The sequence below is a fragment of the Mycolicibacterium xanthum genome (genome assembly GCF_019710635.1).
GTDB lineage: Bacteria > Actinomycetota > Actinomycetes > Mycobacteriales > Mycobacteriaceae > Mycobacterium > Mycobacterium xanthum.
In genome coordinates this window covers 210,579-237,368 of record NZ_JAIFZS010000001.1, presented here as the reverse complement: position 1 = coordinate 237,368, position 26,790 = coordinate 210,579, and the positions used below count along the sequence as shown (strand labels likewise).

Annotated in this window: 24 protein-coding genes and 2 tRNA genes; 9 read left to right on the top strand and 17 right to left on the bottom strand. The window is 69.9% G+C overall.

Annotated features, from left to right (window positions below; translation table 11 throughout):
- Positions 1 to 34: 34 nt before the first annotated feature.
- Both JDV09_RS01035 and JDV09_RS01030 read right to left on the bottom strand, forming a co-directional pair.
- Positions 35 to 712 carry a uracil-DNA glycosylase gene (locus JDV09_RS01035; RefSeq protein ID WP_221367239.1) on the bottom strand — a complete coding sequence of 226 codons (678 nt, stop codon included), beginning with the start codon at positions 710 to 712 and terminating at the stop codon, positions 35 to 37.
- 26 nt (positions 713 to 738) lie between these two features.
- Complete coding sequence (locus JDV09_RS01030; RefSeq protein WP_221367238.1) at positions 739 to 1,698, bottom strand: thiamine-phosphate kinase; 960 nt, start codon at positions 1,696 to 1,698, stop codon at positions 739 to 741.
- Between the two features lie 104 nt (positions 1,699 to 1,802).
- Here JDV09_RS01030 and JDV09_RS01025 point away from each other — a divergent pair, with 104 nt between their 5' ends.
- A complete protein-coding gene (locus JDV09_RS01025; RefSeq protein ID WP_221367237.1) occupies positions 1,803 to 2,045 on the top strand; it encodes an Lrp/AsnC ligand binding domain-containing protein in 243 nt (80 codons plus the stop codon).
- Positions 2,046 to 2,055: 10 nt separating this feature from the next.
- Entirely contained in the window at positions 2,056 to 2,667 is a 612-nt protein-coding gene (locus JDV09_RS01020) for a DUF3515 domain-containing protein (RefSeq protein ID WP_221367236.1), read from the top strand.
- 151 nt (positions 2,668 to 2,818) lie between these two features.
- Here the strand turns inward: JDV09_RS01020 and JDV09_RS01015 are convergent, their stop codons facing one another.
- From JDV09_RS01015 to JDV09_RS01005, 3 genes are all read right to left on the bottom strand, one after another.
- A complete protein-coding gene (locus JDV09_RS01015) occupies positions 2,819 to 3,922 on the bottom strand; it encodes a D-alanine--D-alanine ligase family protein (RefSeq protein WP_221367235.1) in 1,104 nt (367 codons plus the stop codon).
- Between the two features lie 64 nt (positions 3,923 to 3,986).
- On the bottom strand, positions 3,987 to 5,096 hold the full coding sequence (locus tag JDV09_RS01010; RefSeq protein WP_221367234.1) for a cystathionine gamma-lyase: 1,110 nt from the start codon (positions 5,094 to 5,096) through the stop codon (positions 3,987 to 3,989).
- Between the two features lie 2 nt (positions 5,097 to 5,098).
- Positions 5,099 to 6,094 (bottom strand): NAD(P)H-dependent glycerol-3-phosphate dehydrogenase, encoded by a 996-nt coding sequence (locus JDV09_RS01005; protein ID WP_308123963.1) that lies wholly within the window; start codon positions 6,092 to 6,094, stop codon positions 5,099 to 5,101.
- 53 nt (positions 6,095 to 6,147) lie between these two features.
- On the opposite strand from JDV09_RS01005, the gene cofC reads away from it, so the two are divergent.
- The 3 genes from cofC to mutT1 are packed head-to-tail and all read left to right on the top strand — an operon-like array spanning position 6,148 to position 10,030.
- Entirely contained in the window at positions 6,148 to 6,840 is a 693-nt protein-coding gene (gene cofC, locus JDV09_RS01000; protein WP_255604671.1) for a 2-phospho-L-lactate guanylyltransferase, read from the top strand.
- Positions 6,841 to 6,874: 34 nt separating this feature from the next.
- Positions 6,875 to 9,058 carry an RNA degradosome polyphosphate kinase gene (locus JDV09_RS00995; RefSeq protein WP_221367232.1) on the top strand — a complete coding sequence of 728 codons (2,184 nt, stop codon included), beginning with the start codon at positions 6,875 to 6,877 and terminating at the stop codon, positions 9,056 to 9,058.
- A 42-nt stretch (positions 9,059 to 9,100) separates the two neighbouring features.
- A complete protein-coding gene (gene mutT1 / locus JDV09_RS00990) occupies positions 9,101 to 10,030 on the top strand; it encodes an 8-oxo-(d)GTP phosphatase MutT1 (protein WP_221367231.1) in 930 nt (309 codons plus the stop codon).
- Positions 10,031 to 10,130: 100 nt separating this feature from the next.
- Here mutT1 and JDV09_RS00985 read toward each other — a convergent pair whose 3' ends face one another.
- From JDV09_RS00985 to leuC, 3 genes are all read right to left on the bottom strand, one after another.
- Positions 10,131 to 10,799, bottom strand: coding sequence for an HU family DNA-binding protein (locus JDV09_RS00985; RefSeq protein ID WP_221367230.1), 669 nt, complete (start codon positions 10,797 to 10,799; stop codon positions 10,131 to 10,133).
- A gap of 200 nt (positions 10,800 to 10,999) precedes the next feature.
- Positions 11,000 to 11,593, bottom strand: a complete 594-nt coding sequence (gene leuD, locus JDV09_RS00980; RefSeq protein WP_221367229.1) for a 3-isopropylmalate dehydratase small subunit — start codon at positions 11,591 to 11,593, stop codon at positions 11,000 to 11,002.
- Positions 11,594 to 11,614: 21 nt separating this feature from the next.
- Complete coding sequence (gene leuC / locus JDV09_RS00975) at positions 11,615 to 13,060, bottom strand: 3-isopropylmalate dehydratase large subunit (protein WP_221367228.1); 1,446 nt, start codon at positions 13,058 to 13,060, stop codon at positions 11,615 to 11,617.
- A gap of 38 nt (positions 13,061 to 13,098) precedes the next feature.
- Between leuC and JDV09_RS00970 the strand changes: the two genes are divergently transcribed.
- Entirely contained in the window at positions 13,099 to 13,800 is a 702-nt protein-coding gene (locus JDV09_RS00970) for an IclR family transcriptional regulator (protein ID WP_221367227.1), read from the top strand.
- A 51-nt stretch (positions 13,801 to 13,851) separates the two neighbouring features.
- On the opposite strand, the gene JDV09_RS00965 is transcribed toward JDV09_RS00970, so the two are convergent.
- From JDV09_RS00965 to JDV09_RS00945, 5 genes are all read right to left on the bottom strand, one after another.
- Positions 13,852 to 15,477 carry a PE-PPE domain-containing protein gene (locus JDV09_RS00965; protein ID WP_221367226.1) on the bottom strand — a complete coding sequence of 542 codons (1,626 nt, stop codon included), beginning with the start codon at positions 15,475 to 15,477 and terminating at the stop codon, positions 13,852 to 13,854.
- A gap of 478 nt (positions 15,478 to 15,955) precedes the next feature.
- Positions 15,956 to 16,031, bottom strand: a tRNA-Glu gene (locus JDV09_RS00960).
- A gap of 61 nt (positions 16,032 to 16,092) precedes the next feature.
- Positions 16,093 to 16,167 (bottom strand) — tRNA-Gln (locus JDV09_RS00955).
- A gap of 118 nt (positions 16,168 to 16,285) precedes the next feature.
- Complete coding sequence (gene gltX / locus JDV09_RS00950) at positions 16,286 to 17,773, bottom strand: glutamate--tRNA ligase (protein WP_221367225.1); 1,488 nt, start codon at positions 17,771 to 17,773, stop codon at positions 16,286 to 16,288.
- A gap of 25 nt (positions 17,774 to 17,798) precedes the next feature.
- Positions 17,799 to 18,587: a fumarylacetoacetate hydrolase family protein gene (locus JDV09_RS00945; RefSeq protein WP_221367224.1), complete on the bottom strand. Its 789-nt coding sequence runs from the start codon at positions 18,585 to 18,587 to the stop codon at positions 17,799 to 17,801.
- A 156-nt stretch (positions 18,588 to 18,743) separates the two neighbouring features.
- On the opposite strand from JDV09_RS00945, the gene JDV09_RS00940 reads away from it, so the two are divergent.
- A complete protein-coding gene (locus JDV09_RS00940; RefSeq protein ID WP_255604668.1) occupies positions 18,744 to 19,916 on the top strand; it encodes an MFS transporter in 1,173 nt (390 codons plus the stop codon).
- 385 nt (positions 19,917 to 20,301) lie between these two features.
- Here the strand turns inward: JDV09_RS00940 and JDV09_RS00935 are convergent, their stop codons facing one another.
- Both JDV09_RS00935 and serA read right to left on the bottom strand, forming a co-directional pair.
- Complete coding sequence (locus JDV09_RS00935; RefSeq protein WP_221367464.1) at positions 20,302 to 21,312, bottom strand: 3-isopropylmalate dehydrogenase; 1,011 nt, start codon at positions 21,310 to 21,312, stop codon at positions 20,302 to 20,304.
- Positions 21,313 to 21,320: 8 nt separating this feature from the next.
- Positions 21,321 to 22,916 (bottom strand): phosphoglycerate dehydrogenase, encoded by a 1,596-nt coding sequence (serA, locus tag JDV09_RS00930; protein WP_221367222.1) that lies wholly within the window; start codon positions 22,914 to 22,916, stop codon positions 21,321 to 21,323.
- Between the two features lie 83 nt (positions 22,917 to 22,999).
- Here serA and JDV09_RS00925 point away from each other — a divergent pair, with 83 nt between their 5' ends.
- Positions 23,000 to 24,436 carry a phytoene desaturase family protein gene (locus JDV09_RS00925; RefSeq protein ID WP_221367221.1) on the top strand — a complete coding sequence of 479 codons (1,437 nt, stop codon included), beginning with the start codon at positions 23,000 to 23,002 and terminating at the stop codon, positions 24,434 to 24,436.
- 13 nt (positions 24,437 to 24,449) lie between these two features.
- On the top strand, positions 24,450 to 25,046 hold the full coding sequence (wrbA, locus tag JDV09_RS00920) for an NAD(P)H:quinone oxidoreductase (RefSeq protein ID WP_221367220.1): 597 nt from the start codon (positions 24,450 to 24,452) through the stop codon (positions 25,044 to 25,046).
- A gap of 1 nt (position 25,047) precedes the next feature.
- Here the strand turns inward: wrbA and JDV09_RS00915 are convergent, their stop codons facing one another.
- Together JDV09_RS00915 and ilvC are read right to left on the bottom strand one after the other, a co-directional pair.
- Positions 25,048 to 25,683, bottom strand: a complete 636-nt coding sequence (locus JDV09_RS00915) for a DUF3159 domain-containing protein (protein ID WP_221367219.1) — start codon at positions 25,681 to 25,683, stop codon at positions 25,048 to 25,050.
- 104 nt (positions 25,684 to 25,787) lie between these two features.
- Positions 25,788 to 26,789 carry a ketol-acid reductoisomerase gene (gene ilvC, locus JDV09_RS00910; RefSeq protein ID WP_221367463.1) on the bottom strand — a complete coding sequence of 334 codons (1,002 nt, stop codon included), beginning with the start codon at positions 26,787 to 26,789 and terminating at the stop codon, positions 25,788 to 25,790.
- Position 26,790: the final 1 nt, after the last annotated feature.

The window sequence follows — 26,790 nt, the reverse complement described above, 5'->3', positions numbered from 1 at the left end:
CTTCGCCGTCCCGGGTGGGGCCCCGCGGCCGGCCTCACGGCAGCCGCCAGTCCACCGGTTGGGCGCCCATCTGCGCCAGCAGGTCGTTGGCCCGGCTGAACGGGCGCGACCCGAAGAATCCACGCGACGCCGACAGCGGGGACGGGTGCGCCGATTCGATGGTCACCGTGTCGCCCAGCATCGGCTTCAGCGTGCCTGCGTCACGTCCCCACAACACCGCGACCAGCGGCTGCTGCCGCGCCACCAGCGCCCGGATCGCGCACTCGGTGACCGCCTCCCAGCCCTTGCCCCGGTGGGACGCCGGTGTCCCCGGCCGCACGGTGAGCACCCTGTTGAGCAGCATCACCCCCTGTGCGGACCACGGCGTCAGATCGCCGTTGGCGGGTGCGTCGTAGCCGAGGTCGGCGCGGTACTCGGTGAAGATGTTGTCCAGACTGCGCGGCAGCGGACGCACCTCGGGCGCGACCGAGAAACTCAGCCCGACCGCGTGCCCGGGGGTCGGATAGGGATCCTGGCCGACGATCAGCACCCGCACCTCCCCGAACGGGAACGTGAACGCGCGCAACACGTTCGGACCGGCGGGCAGGTACCGGTGCCCGGCGGCGAGCTCGTCGCGCAGGAACTCGCCCATCTTCGCGACCTGGGGTTCGACGGGTGCGAGTGCGTGGGCCCAGGCCGGATCGACCAACTCGCTGAGCGGACGTGCTGTCACAGCACGCCAACCTAGCGTGCGGCCGGTCAGAACGACTCCCAGCCCGGCTTTCCGGCCCACGCGGCGCCGTCGACGGTGACCGATGCCGGCGCCCGCTCGAGGACGGTGCCGATCACCCGCCAGCCCGGCGGCGGCGCCACCGGGAACGTCGCGACCAGCGCGTGATCTTCGCCACCGCCGAGCACCCATTGCCGGGGATCGGCCCCGACGGCGGCGGCCGCGGCGGCGACCGCGTCGACGTCGACGGCCAGCCCGGCGAGCGACACGTCGATGCCCACCCCCGACGCCGCCGCGACGTGGCCGAGGTCGGCCAGCAGACCGTCGGAGACGTCGGTCATCGAGGTCGCGCCGGCACGGGCGGCGGCCGCGCCCTGCCCATAGGGCGGCTCCGGCACGAGGTGGCGTCGACGCAGCGCCTCGAACCCGCCGGCCCCGTGCAGGCGCACCTGGTATCCCGCCTCGGAGCGGCCGAGGTCGCCGGCCACCGCGACGATGTCACCCGGCCGGGCCCCGGCGCGGCGCACCGGATCCCGCCCGTCGAGGTCGCCGAGCGCTGCGACCGAGATCACCCACTGGGGGGCGGCCACCAGGTCGCCGCCGACGATGGCCGCGCCCAGCAGCCCCGCCTCGTGCCACATCCCGTCGGCCAGCTCGACCGCGTGCTCGGTCACGGTGTCGCCCGGCGCGCCGAACCCCACCACGAACGCGGTGGTCCGCGCGCCCATCGCCTCGATGTCGGCCGCGTTCTGCGCGATCGACTTGCGCCCCACGTCGTGCGGGGTGGACCAGTCCAGCCGGAAGTGCCGGTGTTCGACCAGCATGTCGGTGCACACCACGGTTCTGCCGTCCGGGCTGGCCACCACGGCGGCGTCGTCGCCGGGTCCCAGCAGCACCGATGCGGGCAGGCGGCGCCCCGCAACGAGCCGGTCGATGACGGCGAATTCTCCCGACTCGGACAGGGTCCGGTCGGGCTGTTCGGCCGCCATGTCAGCTCCTCGAGTCGGTTTCCTGGCCTGAACGCTCGGCGCACCTGCGGTACGTTTGGTCCCTGCGGCGTGGAGTCTATGCAGCCAGATGGAGGTATTGCGGCGTGGTCGAGGCTTTCGTTCTCATCCAGACCGAGGTCGGTCGCGCCGAAGTCGTCGCCAAGCAGCTCGCCGCCCTGAGCGGGGTGCTGTCCTCGGAATACGTGACCGGCCCCTACGACGTCGTCATTCGCGTGGGCGCGGACACGCTTGCCGACCTGCAGTCATCGGTGGTCCCCACCGTCCAGCAGGTGCCCGGGATCACCCGGACGCTGACCTGCCCGATCGCCAACGGGGTGCAGCCCTAGAGTTTGGCTGGTGAACAGCCAGGACGGTGACGGCCCGCCCCGGGGTGTGCTGATCGCGGCGCTGGTCGTCGCGGTGGGTGCGGTCGTCGCGATCCTCGTCGTCGCCGCGCTGCGACAGCGCGCTCCCGAGGCGGCTCCGGTGGCCATCGCCGCTGTGCCGGCGCCCGAGGCGGACGGCCCGGACTGCCGGGCCCTGATCGCCGCGCTGCCCGACCACCTCGGCGACTTCCACCGCGCGCCGCTGGCCGAACCCGCGCCGGCCGGCACGGCGGCGTGGCGGACCGATGACGGCGGTGAGCCGACGATCCTGCGGTGCGGGCTGGAGCGCCCCGCCGAGTTCGTCGTCGGGGCCCCGATCCAGGTGGTCGACGCGGTTCAGTGGTTCCGGGTGGGCGAAGCAGGGGTGGGAACCAGCACAGCGGGCGAAGCGGGGGTGGGAGACGGCCGGGTGGGCGAAGCGGGGGTGGGAGACGTCCGCAGCACCTGGTTCGCCGTGGACCGCCCCGTGTACGTCGCGCTCACGCTGCCGCCCGGGTCGGGTCCCAGCCCCATCCAGGGGTTGTCCGCGGCGATCGCCCGGTCGCTGCCGGCCACCCCGGTGGACCCGGCGCCGGCCCGGTAGCCCCGCCGGCCCGGTAGCCCGCCGAGCGTGAACTCACTGCGACGCAACGGCCGATTTTTCGCAGCCACCTCACGCTCGGCGCTTGACGGGCCGGCACGGACCCAGTGGCGAGCCGGCACAGGCGCAGTGACGGGCCGGCGCCCCGGTCGGGCTAACGCAGACCAGTGCCCCGGGCGACGGCGGTATCGACCATGGTGGCGAGCAGTGTCGGATAGTCCACGCCGCTGGCCGCCCACATCCGCGGATACATCGAGATCGTGGTGAACCCCGGCATCGTGTTGATCTCGTTGATGACGGGTCCGTCCTCGGTGAGGAAGAAGTCGACGCGGGCCAGGCCCTGGCAGTCGATCGCGTGGAAGGCCCGGATCGCCATCCCCCGGATCTCCTCGGCCACGTCGTCGTCGACCTTCGCCGGGACGTCCAGTTCGGCCGCGTCGTCGAGGTACTTGGTCTCGAAGTCGTAGAACCCGTCCTCGCGGCCGCGTACCCCGGCCACCCGGATCTCGCCGACGGTGCTGGCCTCGACCCGGCCGTCGGGGAACTCCAGCACCCCGCACTCCAGCTCCCGGCCGGGGATGGCGGCCTCGACGATGACCTTCGGGTCGTGGCGGCGGGCCATCTCGATCGCCGCGGGCAGCCGGTCCCAGGCGGTGACCCGGCTGACACCGATCGACGAGCCGCCGCGGGCGGGCTTGACGAACACCGGCAGGCCGAGGCGCTCGCTTTCCTCCACCGACAGCGTGCTCTCGCGGGGCCGCAGCACGACGTGGTCGCCGACCGGCAGGCCCTGGGCCGCCCACAGCTTCTTGGTGAACTCCTTGTCCATGCCGGTCGAGCTGGCCAGCACCCCGGCGCCCACGTACGGCACCCCGGCCAATTCGAGCAGCCCCTGGATGGTGCCGTCCTCGCCGTAGGGGCCGTGCAGGACCGGGAACACCACGTCCACCGCGGCGAGCATGCTGCCGGCCGCCTCACCCAACGAGACCAGCTGGCCGCGCCGCGCCGGATCGGCGGCCAATGCGAGCTCGGTCCCGGAGGTGGCGGCCACCCCGGGCAGCGTGCCGTCGGTGATGGCCAGGGTCTCCGGCCGCCCGTCGGTGAGCACCCAGGAGCCCTCCGGGGTGATGCCGACGGCCACCACCTCGAAACGCTCCGGGTCGAGGTTGCGCAGGATGCTGCCGGCGGAAACACACGAGATCGCGTGTTCGGAACTCCGTCCGCCGTAGACGACGGCAACGCGGGTGCGGGCAGTCACAACCTAGAGAGGGTACCGCCCCGAGATGAATCCGCAGTTCGCGGAGCGGCCGGTCCGGCGAATCTCACACCGGACCGAGGGCCCGGTCGATATCGCTGAGCAGGTCCTCGGTGTCCTCGATCCCCATCGACAGACGCGCGAATCCGGCCGGCACCGGATCCCCCCACCGGGCCCTGCGGTCCACCGAGCTGTGGATCCCGCCGAAGCTGGTCGCCCCGACGAGCAGGTCGCTGTTGCGCACCAGGTCGTGCACCGCCTGCGCACCGTCCAGCTCGACGGAGACGATTCCGCCGAACCTGCGCATCTGCCGGGACGCGATCGGGTGCGACGGGTCGTCGGGCAGGCCGGGATAGCGCACCGAACGGACCCGGGGATGCGAACGCAGCATCAGGGCGACCGCCGCCGCGTTCTGACACTGCCGCTCGAACCGCAGACCCAGGGTCGGCAGGCTGCGCAGCACCAGCCACGCGTCGAACGCGCCCAGGATCGACCCGCCGAGCAGCCGTTCCCGCTGGAGGCGCTCGATCACCTCGGGGCGGCTGCCCGCCACATAGCCGGCCAGCAGGTCGTGGTGGCCGGCGAGCGTCTTGGTCGCGCTGGCCACCACCAGATCGGCTCCCAGCGCCAGGGGCTGCTGCCCGAGCGGCGTGGCCGTGGTGTTGTCCACGATCAGCAGCGCTCCCCGCGGCCGGCAGATCATCGCCAGGCGGTGCAGGTCGACGACGTCGAGGGCCGGGTTGGCGGGCGTCTCGGCGAACACCACGTCCGCGTCGCGGGCGGCGTCGCACATCTGGGCGCACCCGGCCTCGACGACCGTCACCCCGCGGGGCGCCAGGTACTCGTGTGCATAGGCCCGGACCTGGTAGTACCCGTCCGAGGGGACGACCAGCGTGCAGCCGGGCTCGGCCACCGCGCGCAGCAGCGAGGTCACCGCGGCCATGCCGGAGGCGAACGTCACGACGGCGGATGCGCCCTCGAGCTGAGCCAGACCCGACTCCAGACGGCGCCAGGTCGGGTTGTGCCGACGCCCGTAGCTGTCCAGCGTGTCGTCTTCGTCGGCGGGAATGTGGTACGCCGCAGCGGGTGTCGGCGACGGGGCGATCGGGGCGCCTGGAATGGCTTCCGAATCAACGGCTTTGACGCTGCGGGTGGAGTCGCCGTACGGGGCCGACACGGCTACTCCGGTTTGGTGGTGCGGCCCAGCAGCAGCGCCACCGCCTCGTGGACGGACAGACCCCGGTGGCAGACCCGGTGCACGGCCTCGGTCAACGGCATCTCGACGTCGTAGCTGGAGGCCAGCGCCAGCACCGACTCGCACGACGTCACTCCCTCGGCGACGTGGCCGCCGGTGGCCGCCAGCGCGGCCTGCATGGTCCCGCCGCGACCCAGTCGTTCCCCGAACGAGCGGTTGCGCGAGTGCGGTGACATGCAGGTCGCGACGAGATCGCCGATGCCTGCCAGCCCGGCCAGGGTGGCGGGCTTGGCGCCCAACGCGATTCCCAGCCGCATGATCTCGGCCAGCCCGCGGGTGATGATCGCGGCGGCGGTGTTCTCGCCCAACCCGGACCCCGCGGCCATCCCGGACGCGAGCGCGATGACGTTCTTGCACGCCCCGCCCACCTCGGCGCCGATCACGTCGGAGTTCGTGTAGGGGCGGAAGTAGCCCGTGGACAGCGCCCGCTGCACGGCCACCGCGCGCCCGGAGTCGCTGCACGCGATCACGGTGGCCGCAGGCTGCTCCTCGGCGATCTCACTGGCCAGATTCGGCCCGGTGACCACCGCCACCCGGGCAGCGTCGGCACCGGTGACCGCAACGATGACCTGGCTCATCCGCATCAGGGTGCCCAACTCGATGCCCTTGGCGAGGCTGACCAGCGTGGCGTCGGCGCTGATGTGGCCGGTCCAGTCGGTGAGATTGGCCCGCAGCGTCTGCGACGGGACCGCCAGCAGCACCGTGCACGCGCCGGTCAACGCGTCGGCGGGGTCGCTGGTCGCCCGGATGGACTCCGGAAGCACCACGTCGAGATAGCCGGGGTTGCGGTGGGTGCGGTTGATCTCCTCCGCTAGCTCGGGCCTGCGGGCCCAGATCGTGACGGCGTTGCCCGCATCGGCCAGCACCTTGGCCAACGCGGTTCCCCATGCCCCGGCACCCATCACCGCCGCTTCGACCACGGCTTCAGACTAGCGGGGAATATTCGACTGGCAGGATGGCGCTCGTGAGCGGCATGGACACGACGGTAGCCGCCGCGCCCGCCCCGGATTCCGACGTCGGTCTGGTGATCGCGGTGAAGCGGCTTGCAGCGGCCAAGACACGGCTGGCTCCCGCGTTTTCGGCGGCCGACCGCGAGAACGTGGTCCTGGCCATGCTCGTCGACACCATCGTCGCGGCTTCGGCGGTGCCGTCGGTCCGTTCGGTCATCGTGGTCACCCCGGACGAAGAGGCGGCCGCCGCGGCGGACCGCCTCGGCGCGCGCGTGCTGCGCGATCCCACGCCCGAGGGCCACCGGGACCCGCTGAACAACGCGTTGACCGCGGCGGATGCGCTGGCCCGGCGGGACATGGCGAACGTCGTTGCACTGCAGGGCGATCTCCCCGCGCTGCAGACGCAGGAGCTGGCCGAGGCGATCGGGGCGGCACGGGGCCGTCCACGCAGCTTCGTGGCCGACCGGCAGGGCACCGGTACGTCGGCCCTGTTCTCCTTCGGCGTGCCGCTGGGCCCGCGCTTCGGCTCCGACTCCGCGCAACGGCATCGCCGGTCGGGCGCCGTGGAACTCGGCGGCGCCTGGCCCGGTCTGCGGTGCGACATCGACACCCTCGACGACCTGGTCGCCGCACGCCGGCTCGGCGTGGGGCCACAGACGGCGCTGGCCATCGGTTCGATGGCCGGTGCCGCCCAACGGGTTGACCCGTCTCGGTAGCAGGGCCGACGGCCGATAGGGGATCATCTAGACCATGACCGAAGCGCAGACCCGACCGGAGGACTCGGACACGGCGGATGGCTTGCCGGTGATCGCGGGCGACGGCGGCGCACCCGAGGCGCCTCCGGCGGCGACCCCGCCTCCGGTCGAGAATCCGTTGCCGGAGGACCGCTACCTCAACCGGGAGCTGAGCTGGCTGGACTTCAACGCCCGAGTGCTGGCGCTGGCCGCCGACCCGTCGATGCCGCTGCTGGAACGGCTGAAGTTCCTGGCCATCTTCGCCTCCAACCTCGACGAGTTCTACATGGTGCGCGTGGCGGGGCTCAAACGGCGCGACGAGATGGGGCTGTCGGTGCGGTCGGCCGACGGGCTGTCGCCGCGTGAGCAACTGCGCCGGATCAGCGAACGCACCCAGCAGATCGCCAGCCGCCACGCGCACGTGTACTCCGACGCCGTCGGTCCGGCGCTCGCCCACGAGGGCATCTTCATCGTGACCTGGGCCGAACTCGACGACGCCGAGCGCGGGCAGCTGTCCACGTATTTTCACGAGCAGGTGTTCCCGGTGCTGACACCGCTGGCGGTGGATCCCGCGCACCCGTTCCCGTTCGTCAGTGGCCTGAGCCTCAACCTCGCCATCACGGTGAAGCACCCCGACGACGGCGGCCAGCACTTCGCCCGAATCAAGGTGCCCGACAACGTCGACCGGTTCGTCGAGCTGCCGGTCCGCTCCGACGACACCGAAACCCCGGACGTGGTGCGCTTCCTGCCGATGGAGGAGCTGATCGCGGCGTTCCTTCCGGTGCTGTTCCCGGGGTTGGAGATCGTCGAGCATCACGCATTCCGTATCACCCGCAACGCGGACTTCGAGGTCGAAGAGGACCGCGACGAGGATCTGCTGCAGGCGCTGGAACGTGAGCTGGCACGGCGACGGTTCGGTTCCCCGGTGCGACTGGAGGTCTCCGGCGACATGACCGAGGGCATGCTCGAGTTGCTGCTGCGCGAACTCGACGTCGCCCCCGGCGATGTCGTGGAGGTCCCCGGGCTGCTCGACCTGTCCTCGCTGTGGCAGATCTACGGCGTGGACCGGCCCGCACTGAAGGATCCACCGTTCGTGCCCGCCACTCCGCCGGCCTTCGGTGAGCGGGAAACCCCCAAGAGCATCTTCTCGGCGCTGCGCGACGGCGACGTGCTCGTGCACCACCCCTACGACTCGTTCTCCACCACGGTTCAGCGATTCATCGAGCAGGCCGCGGCCGATCCCAATGTGCTGGCGATCAAGCAGACGCTGTACCGTACCTCCGGCGATTCCCCGATCATCAACGCCCTCATCGACGCCGCCGAGGCCGGCAAGCAGGTCGTCGCGCTGGTGGAGATCAAGGCCCGCTTCGACGAGCAGGCCAACATCAAATGGGCCAGGGCACTGGAGCAGGCCGGTGTGCATGTCGTGTACGGGCTGATCGGGTTGAAGACGCACTGCAAGACCTGTCTGGTGGTGCGCCGCGAAGGTTCGATGATCCGCCGGTACTGCCATGTGGGGACCGGCAACTACAACCCGAAGACCGCCCGGCTCTACGAGGACATCGGCCTGCTGACCGCCGCTCCCGATATCGGCGCCGACCTCACCGACCTGTTCAACTCGCTGACCGGCTACTCACGCAAGGACTCCTACCGCAACCTGCTGGTCGCCCCCTACGGCGTGCGCCGGGGCATCATCGACCGCATCGAGCGCGAGATCGCCGCGACCCGGGACGGCGCCGAGGGGCGGATCCGCTTGAAGGCCAATGCGTTGGTCGACGAGCAGGTCATCGACGCGCTGTACCGGGCGTCGCAGGCAGGTGTCCGTATCGAGGTGGTGGTCCGCGGGATCTGCGCGTTGCGGCCCGGGGCGCCCGAGTTCTCCGAGAACATCACGGTCCGGTCGATTCTCGGGCGGTTCCTGGAGCATTCGCGGGTCATCCACTTCCGCGCCATCGATGAGTACTGGATCGGCAGTGCCGACATGATGCATCGCAATCTCGACCGGCGGGTGGAAGTGATGGCGCAGGTCAAGGACCCTCGGCTCACGGCACAACTCAACGACATCTTCGAGTCGGCGACCGACGCACGCACCCGCTGTTGGGAACTCGGCCAGGACGGACACTGGACGGCCTCACCCCAGGAAGGAGAGACCGTGCGCGACCACCAGATGTCGATGATGGACCGCCACCGGTTCCCGTGACGACGACGATCCCGAGGCCCGACTCGACCCGCAGGAGCTGAGGTGCCGAAAGACATCCCAACGGATGCGGGGGGGAAGAAGAAACCGATCCTGGCGGCGGGGGCCGTGCTGTGGCGACCGCACGAGGGGGCCGGCGACCCTGAGGTCGCCGTGATCCACCGCCCACGCTACGACGACTGGTCGCTGCCCAAGGGCAAGGTCGATGCGGGAGAGACCGAGCCGGTGACCGCGGTGCGCGAAATCGCTGAGGAGACCGGCTATCGCGCACACCTGGGGCGGCGGCTGGCCACCGTGAGCTACCCGGTGGACGGGTTCCCGAAACGGGTGCGCTATTGGTCGGCACGCTGCGCCGGCGGCCAGTTCACCGCCAACGACGAAGTCGACGAACTGAAATGGCTGCCGGCCGCACAGGCGGTGGACATGCTGCACTATCCGCACGATCGCAAGATCCTGCGCAGCTTCCTCGCGCTCCCGCCCGATACCCAGACGGTGCTGATCGTCCGTCACGGCACCGCAGGCAGCAAATCGCGATACCGCGGCGATGACCGAAAGCGCCCGCTGGACAAGAACGGCCGGGCCCAGGCCGAGTCTCTGGTCGGGCAACTGCTGGCCTTCGGCGCCGGCGAACTGTTCGCCGCCGACCGGGAGCGGTGTCACCAGACGCTGGGTCCGCTGGCCGAGGAACTCGATGCGTCGATCCGGAACGAGCCGACCTTGACCGAGGAGGCCTACGCCGACGACCGCAAGGCCGCGCGGCAGCGCATCCTCGAGATCGCTGCGGCGGCGTCGAACCCGGTGATCTGCAGTCAGGGGAAGGTGATTCCCGACATGATCAGCTGGTGGTGCGAGCGCGACGGGGTACGACCGGACAAGTCCCGCAATCGCAAGGGCAGCACGTGGGTGATGTCGATGGCCGGCGGGCGGTTGGTGGCCGCCGACCACATGGGCAGCCCGCTGGCGCCGAAGAAGTGACGCCGCACATGGATTCAACCACCGCCCCAGCGTCCCCGCCGGCCGGCTGACACGAACACGCCGCGGGTCGTGTCGACCCGCGGCGTGTTCGTCGGTGAATCTACTTGCGTCCGCGCTTGGCCGGAGCCTTCTTGGCGGGGGCCTTCTTGACGGGCGCCTTCTTGGCCGGCGCCTTGGTGGCGGCCTTCTTGACCGGGGCCTTCTTGGCCGGGGCCTTCTTGGCGGGCGCGGCCTTCTTCACGACGGCCTTCTTGGCCGGCGCCTTGGTGGCGGCCTTCTTGACCGGAGCCTTCTTGGCCGGGGCCTTCTTGGCGGGCGCGGCCTTCTTCACCACGGCCTTCTTGGCCGGGGCCTTCTTGGCCGGGGCCTTCTTGGCGGGCGCGGCCTTCTTCACCGCCGCCTTCTTGGCCGGCGCCTTCTTGGCGGCCTTGCGAGCGGTGCTCGCCGCCACGACCCCGCGCTTGACCGCCGGACCATCGGCCGGAAGCTTCTGCGCGCCAGAGACAACGGCCTTGAACTGAGCGCCGGGACGGAACGCCGGCACAGACGTGGGCTTGACCTTCACCGTCTCGCCGGTGCGCGGGTTGCGCGCGACCCGGGCGGCGCGGCGGCGCTGCTCGAACACCCCGAAGCCGGTGATGGTGACGCTGTCGCCCTTGTGCACTGCGCGCACGATGGTGTCAACGACGTTCTCCACCGCCGCAGTTGCCTGCCGGCGATCCGCGTTCATTTTCTCCGTGAGTACGTCGATGAGCTCTGCTTTGTTCATGCAAAACCTCCGATGCCAGTGGCCCTACCTGGACCGACTAGACCACACGGTAAACCCATTGCCCGCTGATTTCCAAGAGCCACGCGCAATTTCAGGCCGTGCTAGCGAACTTTTTCAATCCGCTTGCCGCCCTTGCTGTCCTGCCGCGCCCCCGGAAATGGCGTTCGCGAAGGGGTGAATCCGCCCCGAAACCGGGCCACTCAGGCCGGCAGAGTGCGTGGTTTGTAGCTCGGCCGACTGGCTTCGTAAGCCTCGATTTCGTCGAGTTTCCGCAGCGTAAGGCCGATATCGTCGAGGCCTTCGAGCAACCGCCATGCGGTGTAGTCGTCAATGTTGAACGGCACCATGACCGTTCCCGCCGCGATGGTTCGATCTTGAAGATTTACAGTAATTTCCAACCCGGGCTGCTGCTCGATGAGTTTCCACAACAATTCCACATCGTCCTGCGCGACTTCGGCCGCCAACAGACCGGCCTTTCCGGCATTGCCGCGGAAGATGTCGGCGAACCGGGACGAGATGACCACCCGGAAGCCGAAGTCCATCAGTGCCCAGACGGCATGCTCGCGGGAGGACCCGGTGCCGAAGTCGGGCCCGGCGACCAATACCGATCCGCGGTCGAAGGGCGCCTGGTTCAACACGAAGGACGGGTCGGTGCGCCACGCGGCGAAGAGACCGTCCTCGAATCCCGTTCGGGTGACCCGCTTCAAATACACCGCAGGGATGATCTGGTCGGTGTCGACGTTCGAGCGGCGCAGGGGCACACCGATGCCGGTGTGGGAGTGGAAGGCTTCCATCGAGATTCTCCTGTCGGGTTCTCAGTGGGCGGGGGCGGCGGGAAGATCCGCCGGCGAGGAAAGGGTGCCGCGGACCGCGGTCGCGGCGGCGACGGCGGGTGAGACCAGGTGGGTGCGGCCGCCCTTGCCCTGCCTGCCCTCGAAGTTGCGGTTGGATGTCGACGCGCAGCGCTGCCCGGGCTCGAGCTGGTCGGGGTTCATTCCCAGGCACATCGAGCAGCCGGCCTGCCGCCACTCCGCGCCTGCGGCGACGAAGATCTCGCCCAATCCCTCACTTTCGGCCTGGGCGCGCACCCGCATCGAACCGGGGACCACCAGCATCCGCACGCCGTCGGCCACCGTGCGGCCCCGAAGGACGTCGGCGACCACCCGCAGGTCCTCGATCCGGCCGTTGGTGCAGGAACCGACGAACACGGTGTCGACCGGGATCTCGCGCATGGCGGTGCCGGCGCGAAGGTCCATGTAAGCCAAAGCCTTTTCCGCGGCCTGCCGCTCGGCGTCGTCCAGCATCAGCTCGGGGTCGGGCACCTCGCCCGACAGCGGGACCCCCTGGCCCGGGTTGGTCCCCCAGGTCACGAAGGGGCTCAACGTGGCCGCGTCGATGTAGACCTCGGTGTCGAACTCGGCCCCCTCGTCGGTGCGCAGCTCGCTCCACGCCGCGACCGCGGCATCCCAGTCGGCGCCCGTCGGCGCGTGCGGCCGGCCGCGCAGGAACTCGAAGGTCGTCTCGTCGGGGGCGACCATCCCGGCCCGGGCGCCCGCTTCGATGCTCATGTTGCAGATCGTCATCCGGCCTTCCATCGACAGCGATTCGATGGCCGAGCCGCGGTACTCGATGACATGGCCCTGCCCACCGCCGGTGCCGATCTTGGCGATCACCGCGAGGATGATGTCCTTGGCGCTCACGCCGGCCGGCAGCCGTCCGTCGACGTTGACGGCCATCGTCTTGAACGGCTGCAGCGGAAGCGTCTGGGTGGCCAGCACGTGCTCGACCTCCGAGGTGCCGATGCCCATCGCCAGCGCGCCGAAGGCGCCGTGGGTCGAGGTGTGGCTGTCGCCGCACACCACCGTCATGCCGGGCTGGGTCAGTCCCAACTGCGGACCGATGATGTGCACGATGCCCTGTTCGGCATCGCCCATCGGGTGCAGCCGGATCCCGAACTCCGCGCAGTTGTGGCGCAGCGTCTCCACCTGGGTGCGCGAGACGGGATCGACGATCGGCTTGTCGATGTCGACCGTCGGCACGTTGTGGTCCTCGGTGGCGATCGTGAGATCCGGCCTGCGCACCGGCCGGCCGGCCAGCCGCAGTCCGTCGAATGCCTGTGGACTGGTCACCTCGTGCACGAGGTGCAGATCGATGTAGATCAGGTCCGGTTCGCGCGCCGCCCCCTCGCCGGTTCCGGGAACGACCACGTGATCGCTCCACACCTTCTCGGCGAGCGTGCGGGGCCGGTGCTCGTTGGCCATCTTGACTATCTCACATTCTGGGACGAAAGTATCTCCTCGTGAGACAGGATAGCGGTATCGGCGTGCTGGACAAAGCCATGAGTGTGCTGCTCGCGGTCGCCGAGTCACCCTGCGGTCTGGCGGATCTGTGCGAGCGCACCGATCTGCCCCGGGCCACCGCACACCGGCTCGCCGTCGGGCTGGAGGTGCACCGCCTGCTGGCCCGCGACGCCGACGGCCTGTGGCGCATCGGTCCGGCCACCGCGGAACTGGCCCGCCACGTCAGGGACCCCCTGCTGTCGGCCGGTGCGGTGGTGTTGCCGCGGTTGCGTGAACTGACCGGCGAGAGCGTGCAGATCTACCGCCGGGAGGGCAACTCCCGGATCTGCATCGCCGCCCTGGAACCACCTGCCGGCCTTCGCGATACCGTGCCCGTCGGCACCCGGCTGCCGATGACGGCGGGTTCCGGCGCCAAGGTGCTGCTGGCCTACGCCGATGCCGCCACCCAGCAGGCGGTCCTGCCGTCGGCGAAGTTCACCGATCGGACGCTGGCCGAGGTCCGCAAGCGGGGGTGGGCGCAGAGCGCCGCCGAACGGGAACCGGGCGTGGCCAGCGTGTCGGCTCCGGTACGAGACGGACGGGGCGCGGTGATCGCCGCAATCTCGGTGTCGGGCCCGATCGACAGGATGGGCCGCCGTCCCGGCGCCCGCTGGGCGGCCGACCTGGTGGCCGCCGCCGACGCGCTCGCCCGGCGGCTGTAGCGCCGCCGTCCCGCCTGTCTCGCTTTCCCGGAACGAAGGCCCCGCCGCAGTTCAGGCCGCGGCAGCCTCGGCGGCGGGCGGGGCGGCCTTCTCGGCGCGCTGCTGAGCGGGAGAGGTGACCCGCTTCGCGTCCTCGGTGGCGCCGGACGACTCGTGCCCGTTGTCACCCACCGAATCCGCATCGTCGCTGTGCTCGACCGAATCGGCGTCGGTATCGGTCGAGAAGTTCCCGCCGTCCAGCGACTCGGTGCTCTCGTCCAGCGACTCGGTGCTCCCGTCCGGCGACTCGGTGCCCTCGTCCAGTGACTCGGTGCTCTCGGCGCCCTCGTCCAGTGACTCGGTGCTCTCGGCGCCCTCGGGGGTCGGCGACCCTGCGTCGGAGACGATCTCCTCGTCGGTGGCCGGGTCGTCCTGCGGGCCGGGAACCGTATCCAGGTCGGGTGTTTCCACGGCGTCCGCCGGCGCTGGTGTGATCGATGCGCGACCGCGCACGGGACTCACGAGTGACGTTGCGGCGTCCACCCCGTCGGCCGATGTCGGGGAGATCGACGCTTCTTCCTCGGCGGGAGGCGATGGGGGCGGCGCCGTCGTCACCGGGGCGACCGGCGCGGCGCGCTCCGGGGTGGGCTGCTGCAGCGGATAGAACCAGTCGTTGAACGTGTTGAGCTTGTCCACCTGGTCATCGCTGAGGTGAATGCCGACGACACCCAAGACGAACTCGGTGAGTTGGGTCAACGGATGATCGGCGTGATAGATCAGATAGGTCGTCCTGCCGTCCTCGCTGTAGAGCGTGTCGACATCCTGAATCTCGTCCAGGGTGGCGTAACTCTCCGGGCCGCGGGCCCCGTGGATCATCAGGAAACCGGCTGCGTCGACGACCAGCGAGGAGATCGGCCGGCGCCCGTCCCACTGCAAATTGGCCACCGGGTCACCGTCGATGATCACCGAGGTCACCTGCAGTTCGTCCCCGGTGTCGGCGGGATCACGTGCCCCGTCGGGTGTTGCGCCGACCAGGCAGAACACCAGTCCCACCAGCGGATGGTCGGCGGCGAACTGCTTCACGCCCCATGGACCGCGCGGATCGGACACCAGAACGATCTGGTCGGTGGCGGGGTCGAGGTAACCGTCGGCGAGGCCCTGGACCGCCGCATCGCCGAGGGCATCGGCGCCCTGGGAGTAACCCGTGTACACGACATAGGGCTTGTCTGAAGCATCCTTGAGCCCTGCCATGGTCTCGAGATTGTGGTCGACGGCAATGGCGACGGACTGATCGTAGGTAGGGGCGAAGATCGGTAGGAGGTGACCGGATTTTCCCGAGATGATCGGCCAGAGCGATTCCGGATACACGACATTCACGGTCCTGAGGTCGCCCCGCATCGGATCGATCCGCTTGTACAGGGTCGTGTCGTCGGTGCCCGGGGTGTTGACCACCAGCGCGGCGTCCGGCGGGTCGTCCGGCACGTTGAACGGCGGGCCGGTCAGCCAGCCCGTGCTGCTGGTGCTGGGCTCGGCGGCGCTCAGAGCGGGGTCGTCACCCGCCATGAGGGCGGCGAGAACCTCATTGGTCGTCGGCTGCTGAACCAGTGTCGCCGCTTCGGCCGCGGTCGGGCCTGCCACGACGAGAGCCAGCGCGCAGCCGACCGACGTCGCTTTGGCCGCCATGCCGACGATGCTCATCTACCCCACCCCTCTTCCATCGGTGTCAACGCGGCGCCGCCCCCGGGCGCCGGGATCGCACACCCGACCCGCCCTCCAGACAGATCAGGATAGGACGGGTCGCCGCCGACCCGGATCGGGGCCGAGGTCGACGCCGTCGGCGACATTCGGTGCGCCCACTGCCGCGAATGGGCTCGCAACTTCACCCACACAGTGCCGGCCCTCGCCTTCCCCGACCGGACTCCCATGTAACCAGATTCACCGCCGATGCCGGCAAGAGTCAGCAAATTCGACTGTGGCCGCCGGCAAACTCGTACGCCTGCCGGGCGAACCCGGCCGGCGACCACCGACACGCAGGTTCCCAGAGAAAAACCGACGCGTGGGTCCCCAGAGAAAAACCGACGCGCGGGTCCCCAGAGAACGCGCGGATCCCAAAGAAAAGGGCCCGAACCCTGCAGTGAGAGTTCGGGCCGTTCCGGTGTCCTACGACTTGCCGTGCTGGTACCCCCGATGGGATTCGAACCCACGCTACCGCCGTGAGAGGGCGGCGTCCTAGGCCGCTAGACGACGGGGGCTAGAACTTGTTCCGGAGGGCCAGCATAGCTCAGGTGAGAATGCGGACCTAATCCGTTGCTTTGGCTGGGGTACCAGGACTCGAACCTAGAATGGCTGAACCAGAATCAGCTGTGTTGCCAATTACACCATACCCCATTGGCCGCCTGTCACCGCTGGTCACAAGCTGTTTTTCGACCCGGTGCACCGCATCGCGGACGCGGGGCGCCTGTTGTCGGGCCGACGAGCAGACTACCAAAGATTTCGGCGTGGTTTTTCACGCCTCCGCCGAGGCGGCTGGGGAGGCCGCCGCGCCGGCCCGGTCTCGGCCGGCCTGCAGCCGCTGCAGGCTGCGCTCGCGTCCGAGCAGTTCGAGCGACTCGTAGAGCGGGGGGCTGATCGAAGAACCGGTCACCGCGACCCGGACCGGGCCGAACGCCTTACGCGGCTTGAGCTCCAGTCCGTCGATCAGCGCCGCCCGCAGCGCGTCCTCGATCTCGGCGGACCGCCACTGCCCGACTGCCTCCAGCGCGGCCAGGGCCGCGCTCAGGACCACCACGGTGTCCGGCCGCAGCTCCTTGGCCGCCGCCTTCTCGTCGAGGGCGAACTCGGCATCGCTGAGGAACTTCAGCAGATCCCACGCGTCGGAGAGCACCACGATGCGGGTCTGGACGAGCCGGGCGGCCTCGGCGAACACCGCCGACGGCATCTCCAGCCGGTGCCCCTGCGCATGCAGATAGGCACCCAACCGGTCGGCGAACTCCTCCTCGCCGAGCATCCGGATGTGTTCGGCGTTGAGCGCGTCGGCCTTCTTCTGATCGAACCGCGCCGGGTTGGAGTTGACGTCGGCCACCTCGAACGCGGCGACCATCTCGTCCAGGCTGAACACGTCCCGGTCGTCGGCGATCGACCAGCCCAGCAGAGCAAGGTAATTCAGCAGACCCTCCGGGACGGACCCGCGATCGCGGTGCAGGAACAGGTTGGATTGCGGGTCGCGCTTGGACAGCTTCTTGTTGCCGTCGCCGAGCACCGGCGGCAGGTGCGCGAACTGTGGGGTCATATCGGTCACGCCGATCCTGATCAGCGCGGCGTACAGCGCCAGCTGACGCGGCGTGGACGGCAGCAGATCCTCGCCGCGGAGTACGTGGGTGATCTTCATCAGCGCGTCGTCGACCGGATTGACCAACGTGTACAAGGGTTCTCCGGTGCCCCGGGTCAGCGTGAAATCGGGCACCGAGCCGGCGGGGAAGGTCGTCTCGCCACGCACCAGGTCCTGCCACGTCAGGTCGGTGTCGGGCATCCGCAACCGCACCACCGGCGAACGCCCCTCGGCGCGAAACGCGGCACGCTGCTCGTCGGTGAGACCGCGATCATGGTTGTCGTAGCCGAGTTTGGGGTTGCGTCCCGCCGCCAGATGTCTGGCCTCGACCTCCTCGGCGGTCGAGAACGCTTCGTAGGCCTCCCCGGCGGCGAGCAGGCGCCCGATCACGTCGCGATAGATCTCGCCGCGCTGCGACTGCCGGTAGGGGGCGTAGGGACCACCCACCTCGGGCCCCTCGTCCCAATCGAGCCCCAACCAGCGCAGCGCATCGAGCAGCGCCAGATAGCTGTCCTCGCTGTCCCGGGCGGCATCGGTGTCCTCGATGCGGAAGACGAACTTTCCGCCGGTGTGCCTCGCATAGGCCCAGTTGAACAGGGCGGTGCGGATCAGGCCGACGTGCGGGGTGCCCGTCGGCGAGGGACAGAACCTGACTCGGACGGTCATCTAGCGCTCCTCACCACCGTGAAAGTCACGGCTTTTCTTTGCGCACAACGGGATTGGTGAGAGTGCCGATTCCCTCGATGGTGATGGCCACGGTATCGCCGTCCTCGATCGGGCCGACCCCCTCCGGGGTGCCGGTCAGGATCAGATCACCGGGCAACAAGGTCATCACCGCCGAGATCCACTCGATGATGGCGCCGATGTCGTGCAGCATCAGCGAGGTCCGGCTGTGCTGCTTGAGCACACCGTTGACCTCGGTGCGCAGCTCGAGGTCGGCGGGATCGACGTCGGTGACGATCCACGGACCGACGGGACAGAACGTGTCGTGCCCCTTGGCCCGCATCCACTGGCCGTCCTTGGCCTGCTGATCGCGGGCGGACACGTCGTTGGCGATCGTGTAGCCGAGGATGTTCTCGGCGGCGCGGGCCGCCGGCACGTCCTTGCACGGGCGACCGATGACCGCGGCCAACTCCCCCTCGAAATGCACCGGGTGCGCGTCGGCGGGCAGCTGTATCGGGGTGTTCGGCCCGATGATCGACGTGTTGGGCTTGAGGAAGATGATCGGATCCTCGAAGGTGCCGCCGCCCATCTCCTCGATGTGTGCGGCGTAGTTCTTGCCCATGCACACCACCTTGCTGGCCAGGATCGGCGCCAGCAGGCGTACGTCGGCCAGCGGCCACTGGCGGCCGGTGAAGGTGGGCGTTCCGAACGGGTGCTCGGCGATCTCCCTGGCGACGGCGGCGTTCAGATCGTCGGGCGGTCCCTCGATGGCCACGAAGGCCACACCGTCGGGGCTGGCGATTCGACCGAGGCGCATGCGCTCAGCCTAGTGCCCGGCCGGTCCGCCCCCACCGGGACGGCGAGCGAACACCGTGGATCTCATATTCTGAGATAACTGTTCAGAATAGTGGGATCGCTGTGGGAGCATGGCCGGGTGTCCAGTCCGGTGATCAGCTCGCTGCGACGCTGGTCGATGCTGTTCGTTGCCCTGCTGGCCACGCTGTGCGCCAACGTGTTCATCAACGGTGTGGCCTTCCTCATACCTAAGTTGCACGACGAGCGCGGCCTGGATCTGGCCGGGGCCGCCCTGATGTCGTCGCTGCCGAGCCTCGGCATGGTGCTCACGTTGATCGCGTGGGGTTACGCCGTCGACCGCTTCGGCGAGCGGATGGTGCTCACCCTGGGATCGGCCCTCACCGCTGCCGCCGCATTCGCCGCGGCGGTGGCACCGTCGCTGATCGTCGTCGGGTTGTTCCTGTTCCTGGGAGGCATGGCCGCGGCCAGCAGCAACAGCGCAAGCGGCCGCCTGGTCGTGGGCTGGTTCGACGCCGAGCGGCGCGGGCTGGTCATGGGGATCCGCCAGACCGCGCAGCCACTCGGTGTCGGCCTCGGCGCCCTGGTCATCCCGCGCCTGGCGGAATCCCACGGGGTGTCGGTGGCGCTGACCTTCCCCGGCGTCGTCTGCGCTGCGGCCGCACTGGTGTGCGTGCTCGCGGTGATCGACCCGCCGCGGCCGCCACGCGCAGAGGCCGAGGACGCCCACCTGGCCAATCCGTACCGCGGGTCCCCGGTGCTGTGGCGCATCCACGCCGCCTCGGTGCTTCTGGTCGTCCCCCAGGTCCTGGTGTGGACGTTCACGCTGGTGTGGCTCATCAGCGATCGCGGCTGGTCGCCGGGTTCGGCCGGTGCGTTGGTGATGGCGGCCCAGGTCCTGGGCGCCGGCGGCCGGATCGGCGCGGGCCGGTGGTCGGATGCCGTCCTGCGGCGCTGTGGCGACACCCTGGCGGCCCGGCTTCGGCCCATCCGCACAATCGCGCTGGCGGCGGCGGCGTCGATGGCCCTGCTCGCACTCACCGACTGGCTGCATTCGCCGTTGAGCGTGCCGGTGATCATCGCCGCATCCGTGATCACCGTGTCCGACAACGGATTGGCGTTCACCGCAATCGCCGAGACCGCCGGGCCGTTCTGGAGCGGGCGGGCGCTCGGCACCCAGAACACCAGTCAGCTACTGACCGCAGGGATCGCGCCGCCCCTGTTCGGGGCGCTGATCGGGATCGCCGGCTATCCGATCACGTTCGCGGTGTGCGCGGCGTTTCCGCTGCTGGCGATCCCCGCCGTGCCGGTGCCCGCCGCCGGACGCGACTGACGCCCCCGGGCACTCCCTCGATCCCGCTGCCCGAGAACGGATGTCGGCGTCCGCCGACGCGGACCTGGAGTTCCTCCGCCGGAGCCGACTCCCGCACGTCGGGACGTTTTTCGCGACTGCCTCGGCAGCATCACCGATGCGGCGATCAGGAAGCAAGCGCGCCGATTCAGGTACCCGGTCGCGGGAGCGAAACCTGGTCGGCCCGGCTACCGCAGGGAACGCTGCATCCCGAGGGCGACAGCGAGCGGGAACGTCAGCGAGCCGGTCAAACGGCGGCGTCCACACGAACTCGTTTGCCGCGGAACACTATTCGGTGCAGTCGGCCATATCGGTTGGCCGTGGCGGACAGTGCCGGCTGCATCCAGGGTCGCGACCCCGCCGATGTCTACAGCTTTCCGAGGATGCGCTCGCCGACCTCGGTGGTCGACAGCGTGAGGGCGCCGCGGGTGGCCAGATGGTCCTCGACGGCCTTGTCGACCCGCGCGGCCGCCTCCAGCTCACCGACATGGGCCAACAGCAGCGCCACCGACATGATCGCCGCCGTCGGGTCCGCGATGCCCTTGCCCGCGATGTCGGGCGCACTGCCGTGCACCGGCTCGAACATCGACGGGTTGACCCTGGTGGCGTCGATGTTGCCGCTGGCGGCCAGGCCGATGCCGCCGCAGACCGCGGCGGCCAGATCGGTGATGATGTCGCCGAACAGGTTGTCGGTGACAATGACGTCGAACCGGCCCGGATCGGTGACCAGGAAGATCGTCGCGGCATCGACGTGTTGGTAGGCCACCTCGACGTCCGGGTACTCGGCGGCCACCGACTGCACGGTGCGCCACCACAACGATCCGGCGTTGGTCAGCACGTTGTTCTTGTGCACCAGCGTCAGATGCTTGCGCCGCTGCTGCGCCCGCCCGAACGCGTCCCGCACGACCCGACGTACCCCGTAGGCGGTGTTGACGCTGACCTCGGTGGCGATCTCGTGCGGCGTGCCGACGCGGATGGCGCCGCCGTTACCGGTGTAGGGACCTTCGGTGCCCTCCCGCACCACGACGAAGTCGATCTCCGGGGCACCGGCCAGCGGGCTCGTCACTCCCGGGTAGAGCCGGCCCGGGCGCAGGTTGACGTGATGGTCGAGCTCGAACCGGATCCGCAGCAACAGACCGCGTTCGAGCAGTCCGCTGGGCACCGAGGGGTCGCCGATCGCACCCAGCAGGATCGCGTCGTGGCCCTTGAGTTCGCCCAGCACCGAATCGGGCAGGACCTCACCGGTGGCGTGATATTGCCGGGCGCCGAGGTCGTAGCGGGTCGTCTCCACACCGGGCAGCACCGCGTCGAGCACCTTGAGCGCCTCGCCCACGACCTCCGGGCCGATGCCGTCGCCGTCGATGACGGCCAGCCTCATCGTCTCCGTCATGACAGGTCGACCAGTTCCAGCGTCACCGCGGCGACCTCGCGACCGATTTCGGCCAGCACGTCGTCGGGAACGTTGCGGTCCAGCCGCAGCATGATGGTCGCGGCCCGGCCGTCGGTGTCCTGGCTGAGCTGGGCGGCCAGGATGTTCACCTCGGCGCCACCGAGCAGGGTGCCGATCTTGCCGAGCGCACCCGGCTGGTCGTCGTAGTGGATGATCAGGTTCACGCCCTCGGCGCGCAGATCGAGGTTGCGGCCGTTGATCTGGACGATCTTCTCGACCAGCTGCGGCCCGGACAGCGCGCCCGCGACGTTGACGGTGGATCCGTCGGCACCGACCGCACGCACGTCGACGACGCTGCGGTGGTTCGGGCTCTCCGACTCGATCGAAATCGACGCCTCCACACCACGCTCGGCGGCCAGGGCCGGTGCGTTGACGAACGTCACCGGATCCTCGATCACGGCCGAGAACAGTCCGCGCAGAGCCGAAAGCCGGAGTACGCCAACCTCTTCCGGGCCGTCACTGGCCAGCTCGCCGCGGACCACCACCGACAGCGACACCGGCAGCTCGGGCGAGAGCACACCGACGAGCAGCCCGAGCTTGCGGACCAGGTCCAGCCACGGCTCCACATCCTCGCTGACCGCGCCACCACCCACGTTGACCGCATCCGGCACGAACTCCCCCGCCAGGGCGAGCTTCACGCTGACGGCGACATCGGTGCCGGCACGGTCCTGCGCCTCGGCCGTGGACGCGCCCAGGTGCGGGGTGACCACGACCTCCGGCAGGTCGAACAGCGGGCTGTCGGTGCACGGTTCGGTGGCGAAGACATCCAGGCCGGCGCCGCGGACATGACCGCTGGCAATGGCGTCGGCCAGCGCCTGCTCGTCGATCAGTCCGCCACGAGCGGCGTTGACGATGATCACGCCGGGCTTGGTCTTGGCCAGCGCCTCCTTGCCGATCAGACCCGCGGTCTCCTTGGTCTTGGGCAGGTGCACCGAGATGAAATCGGCACGGCCCAGCAGCTCGTCGAGGGTCAGCAGCTCGATCCCGAGCTGCGCGGCGAGCGCGTGCGACACATACGGGTCGTAGGCCACGATGTGCGCGCCGAAGGCGGCCAGCCGGGTGGCCACCAGCTGGCCGATCCGGCCCATGCCGACCACGCCGACGGTCTTGCCGAAGATCTCGGTGCCGGAGAACGACGACCGCTTCCACGTGCGCTCCCGCAGCGTGGCATCGGCGGCGGGAATCTGGCGCGCGGCGGACAGCATCAGCGCCAGCGCATGCTCGGCGGCGCTGTGGATGTTCGACGTCGGGGCGTTGACCACCAGCACGCCGCGCGCGGTGGCCGCGTCCACGTCGACGTTGTCCAGACCGACACCTGCGCGGGCGACGATCTTCAGTTTCGGGCCGGCGGCCAGCACCTCGGCATCGACGGTGGTCGCCGAGCGCACCAGCAGCGCATCGGCGTCGGCCACCGCAGCCAACAGCTTGGGCCGGTCGGGGCCGTCGACCCATCGGACGTCCACCTGGTCTCCCAGGGCTTCCACGGTCGATGGGGCCAGCTTGTCGGCGATCAGTACAACAGGCAGACTCACCCGGCCAGCCTAATGGGCGGTAACTTCGATATTGCAGCGGGCCGGACCTGCCGCGCGCAGCACCGATGTGACCGGAGGTGGATGTGGACGTCACGGTCGTGGGGAGCGGGCCGAACGGTCTGGCCGCCGCGGTGACCTGCGCCAGAGCCGGGCTGGCGGTGCGGGTCGTCGAGGCGCAGTCCACGTTCGGCGGCGGTGCCCGCACCCTGCCCGATCCGGAGTTTCCGGGCGTGCTGCACGACATCTGCTCCGCGGTGCACCCACTGGCGCTGGCGTCCCCGTTCTTCGCCGAGTTCGACCTGCGGGCCCGCGGGGTGACGCTGGCCGTGCCGGAGGTGTCCTACGGCAATCCCCTGCCCGGCGGCCGCGCCGCGATCGGCTACCGCGACCTCGATCGGACCTGCGCCGAGCTGCTCGACGGAGACTCCTGGCGACGCCTGCTCGGGCCGCTGGCGGCGGACTGCGACGGCGTGGTCGGGCTGCTGCTCGGGGACAAACGCTCGGTCCCGCCCAGCCTGCCGGCCGCCCTGCGGGTCGCTCCGCGGCTGCTGGCCCAGGGCACCCCGGCATGGCGCGCGCTCGCCGGGGAGGACGCCCGGGCGTTGTTCACCGGCGTTGCGGCGCACACGATCTCGCAGATGCCGTCGCTGGTGTCCGCCGGCGCGGGCCTGATGCTGGCCACCCTCGGCCACGCCGTGGGCTGGCCCATCCCGGTCGGCGGGTCGCAGGCGATCACCGACGCGCTGCTGGCCGACCTGCGCGCCCACGGCGCCGAGCTGGTGCTCGGCGAGGAGGTGACCGGCCCGCCGACGGGTGTGGTGCTCTACGACGTCGCACCGACGGCACTGCTGCGCATCTACGGCGACCGGTTGCCCGGCCGCTACGCCCGGACGCTGCGCCGCTACCGCTACGGCCCCGGCGTCGCCAAGGTCGACTTCGTCCTCTCCGGTGAGATCCCCTGGTGCGAAACACGTTTGGCGGCCGCTCCGACACTTCATCTGGGCGGTGACCGGCCGACGATGGCGGCCGCCGAGCGGGCCGTCGCCGATGGCAGGCATGCCGAGTGGCCGATGGTGCTGGGCGCGCTGCCGCACCTGGCCGACCCCGGTCGGATCGACGGGCAGGGCCGCCGGCCGATGTGGACGTATGCGCATGTGCCCGCCGGGTCCACCGTCGACATGGCCGATGCCGTCACCGACGTGATCGAGGGGTTCGCCCCGGGTTTCCGCGACCTGGTGCTCGGCGTGCGCAGCGTGCCCGCGGCCCTGCTCTCCCGCCACAATGCCAACCTGGTCGGCGGCGACATCGGGGTGGGCGGCAACAACATGGTCAGTGCGCTGACCGGGCCTGCGCTGCGCTGGAATCCGTGGGAGACGCCCATCCCGAAGGCCTACCTGTGCTCGTCGGCGACCCCGCCCGGCGGCGGTGTGCACGGGATGGCGGGCTGGTATGCCGCCCGAACGGTACTGCGGCGCGAGTTCGGCATCACCGCGATGCCCTCCCTGACGCCCGCCGGCTGAGTACGCTTCCGCTATGACGAAGCTGGCGGTCATCTACTACTCGGCGACCGGCCACGGCACGGCGATGGCCCGGCGCGTCGCCGCAACGGCGGAGTCGGCCGGCGCAGACGTGCGGGTGCGCCACATCGCCGAGACCCGCGACCCGGAGTCGTTCGCCGGCAATCCGGCCTGGACGGCCAACTACGAAGCCACCCGGGACCTCCCGGCCGCCACCGGCGACGACATCGTCTGGGCCGACGCGGTGATCTTCGGCTCACCGACCCGGTTCGGCAACACCGCCGCGCAGTTCCGCGCGTTCATCGACTCGCTGGGCGGATTGTGGGCAAAGGGCCAGCTGGCCGACAAGGTCTACGCCGCGTTCACGTCGTCGCAGACCGCGCACGGCGGTCAGGAGACGACGCTGATCACGCTCTACATATCGCTGATGCACTTCGGCGGCATCATCGTCCCGCCCGGCTACACCGACGGCGTGAAGTTCGCCGACGGCAACCCCTACGGCGTCAGCCACATCACCGGACCGCACAATCAGAACGGCCTCGAGGACGCCACCCTGGACGCGCTGGATCACCTCGCGCGCCGGGTGGTCGGCGTCGCCGACCGGCTGAACTGACTCAGGCGATCTCGTCAGCGGCCGGGCCGCGGGGCAACGTCCTGATGGCCGAGCGGATCACGAGGTAGAGCACCGGCGAGGTGACCAGCAGCACCGGCCAGCCCATCGCGATACGCGCCAGCGCGAGCAGGCCGTCCTGGTTGGTCTCGTAGAGGTGGTACTGCACCGCGAATCGGGTGGCGGAGATCGCCGCCATGCCCAGCGTGACCAGGTCGAAGGCGAGCCGCACCCGGCGGACCCGGCGCCAGCTGTCGTCGCGTCCGGTGACCCACGCCCACACCACGCCGACGAGGGGCCGGCCGACGAGCACCGACGCGGTGAACAGCAGCGCGGTGCCCAGGTACATCCAGATGCCCGGGAGGTAGAAGTCCTTGGCCTGCCCGGTGACGAGCGCGAACGCCGCACCCAGCGCCACCCCGGCGAACCCGAGCAGCGCCGGCCGGGCCGATTCGCGGCGCAGCAGCTGCCAGGTCATCACCACCGCAGCGGCCGCCGGCGCGGCGATCAGGGCGGGCAGCAGACCCGCGAACGCGTTGGTCGCCGCGAAGGTCAGTACCGGCAGAGCGGTGTACACCAGACCGAGGAATCCGCCCACCCGCGCCAGGAATCGCTCACCCGGCGTCTGTGCACCCGTCATGCCCACCGAGCGTACCGATCGCGATGCCGCCGGCCCCCTGAGTACGCGATTTGGGTGTAGTTCGTCACGCAACAGTTGACGAACTACACCCAAATCGCTTGTGGCTAGGCGGTCTCGGTGATCGGCCGGTCCACCCAGCTCATCAGGTCACGCAGCTTCTTGCCGGTCACCTCGATCGGGTGCTCGGCGTTCTCCTTGCGCAGCGCCTCGAGCTCCTTGTTGCCGCCCTCGACGTTGGCGACCAGCCGCTTGACGAAGGTGCCGTCCTGGATCTCCTTGAGGATCTGGCGCATCCGCTCCTTGGTGCCGGCGTCGATGATGCGCGGCCCGGACAGGTAGCCGCCGAACTCCGCGGTGTCGGACACCGAGTAGTTCATCCGGGCGATGCCACCCTCGTACATCAGGTCGACGATCAGCTTGAGCTCGTGCAGCACCTCGAAGTACGCCAGCTCCGGCGCATAACCGGCCTCGACCATGGTGTCGAAGCCCGCCTTGACGAGCTCCTCGGTGCCGCCGCACAGCACGGCCTGCTCACCGAACAGGTCGGTCTCGGTCTCATCCTTGAAGGTGGTCTTGATCACGCCGGCGCGCGCACCGCCGATGGCCTTGGCGTAGGACAGCGCCAGCGCCAGGCCTTCACCCTTGGGGTCCTGCTCGACGGCGACCAGACACGGCACACCCTTGCCGTCGACGAACTGGCGGCGCACCAGGTGACCCGGGCCCTTCGGAGCGACCATCCCGATGGTCACGTTGGCCGGCGGCTTGATCAGGCCGAAGTGGATGTTCAGGCCGTGCCCGAAGAACAACGCGTTGCCGTCCTCGAGGTTGGGCTCGATGTCGTTGGCGAAGATCTCGGCCTGCGCGGTGTCGGGGGCCAGCAGCATGATCACGTCGGCCCACTTGGCCACCTCGGCCGGGGTGTCGACCTCCAGGCCCTGCTCGGTCACCTTCTCCCGCGACTTCGAGCCCTCCTTGAGGCCCACCTTCACCTGCACGCCGGAGTCGCGCAGGCTCAGCGAGTGCGCGTGGCCCTGGCTGCCGTAACCGATGACGCCGACCTTGCGGCCCTGGATGATCGACAGGTCCGCGTCGTCGTCATAGAACATC

Coding starts and splice junctions, on each gene's coding strand:
- cofC (WP_255604671.1), top strand. CDS start 6,148: ATGGACACGACGGTAGCCGCCGCGCCCGCCCCGGATTCCGACGTCGGT.
- gltX (WP_221367225.1), bottom strand. CDS start 17,773: ATGACCGTCCGAGTCAGGTTCTGTCCCTCGCCGACGGGCACCCCGCAC.
- JDV09_RS00935 (WP_221367464.1), bottom strand. CDS start 21,312: ATGAGGCTGGCCGTCATCGACGGCGACGGCATCGGCCCGGAGGTCGTG.
- JDV09_RS00915 (WP_221367219.1), bottom strand. CDS start 25,683: ATGACGGGTGCACAGACGCCGGGTGAGCGATTCCTGGCGCGGGTGGGC.
- ilvC (WP_221367463.1), bottom strand. CDS start 26,789: ATGTTCTATGACGACGACGCGGACCTGTCGATCATCCAGGGCCGCAAG.
- JDV09_RS00995 (WP_221367232.1), top strand. CDS start 6,875: ATGACCGAAGCGCAGACCCGACCGGAGGACTCGGACACGGCGGATGGC.
- JDV09_RS00940 (WP_255604668.1), top strand. CDS start 18,744: ATGCTGTTCGTTGCCCTGCTGGCCACGCTGTGCGCCAACGTGTTCATC.
- leuC (WP_221367228.1), bottom strand. CDS start 13,060: ATGGCCAACGAGCACCGGCCCCGCACGCTCGCCGAGAAGGTGTGGAGC.
- JDV09_RS00985 (WP_221367230.1), bottom strand. CDS start 10,799: ATGAACAAAGCAGAGCTCATCGACGTACTCACGGAGAAAATGAACGCG.
- JDV09_RS00965 (WP_221367226.1), bottom strand. CDS start 15,477: ATGAGCATCGTCGGCATGGCGGCCAAAGCGACGTCGGTCGGCTGCGCG.
- JDV09_RS01030 (WP_221367238.1), bottom strand. CDS start 1,698: ATGGCGGCCGAACAGCCCGACCGGACCCTGTCCGAGTCGGGAGAATTC.
- wrbA (WP_221367220.1), top strand. CDS start 24,450: ATGACGAAGCTGGCGGTCATCTACTACTCGGCGACCGGCCACGGCACG.
- JDV09_RS00945 (WP_221367224.1), bottom strand. CDS start 18,587: ATGCGCCTCGGTCGAATCGCCAGCCCCGACGGTGTGGCCTTCGTGGCC.
- leuD (WP_221367229.1), bottom strand. CDS start 11,593: ATGGAAGCCTTCCACTCCCACACCGGCATCGGTGTGCCCCTGCGCCGC.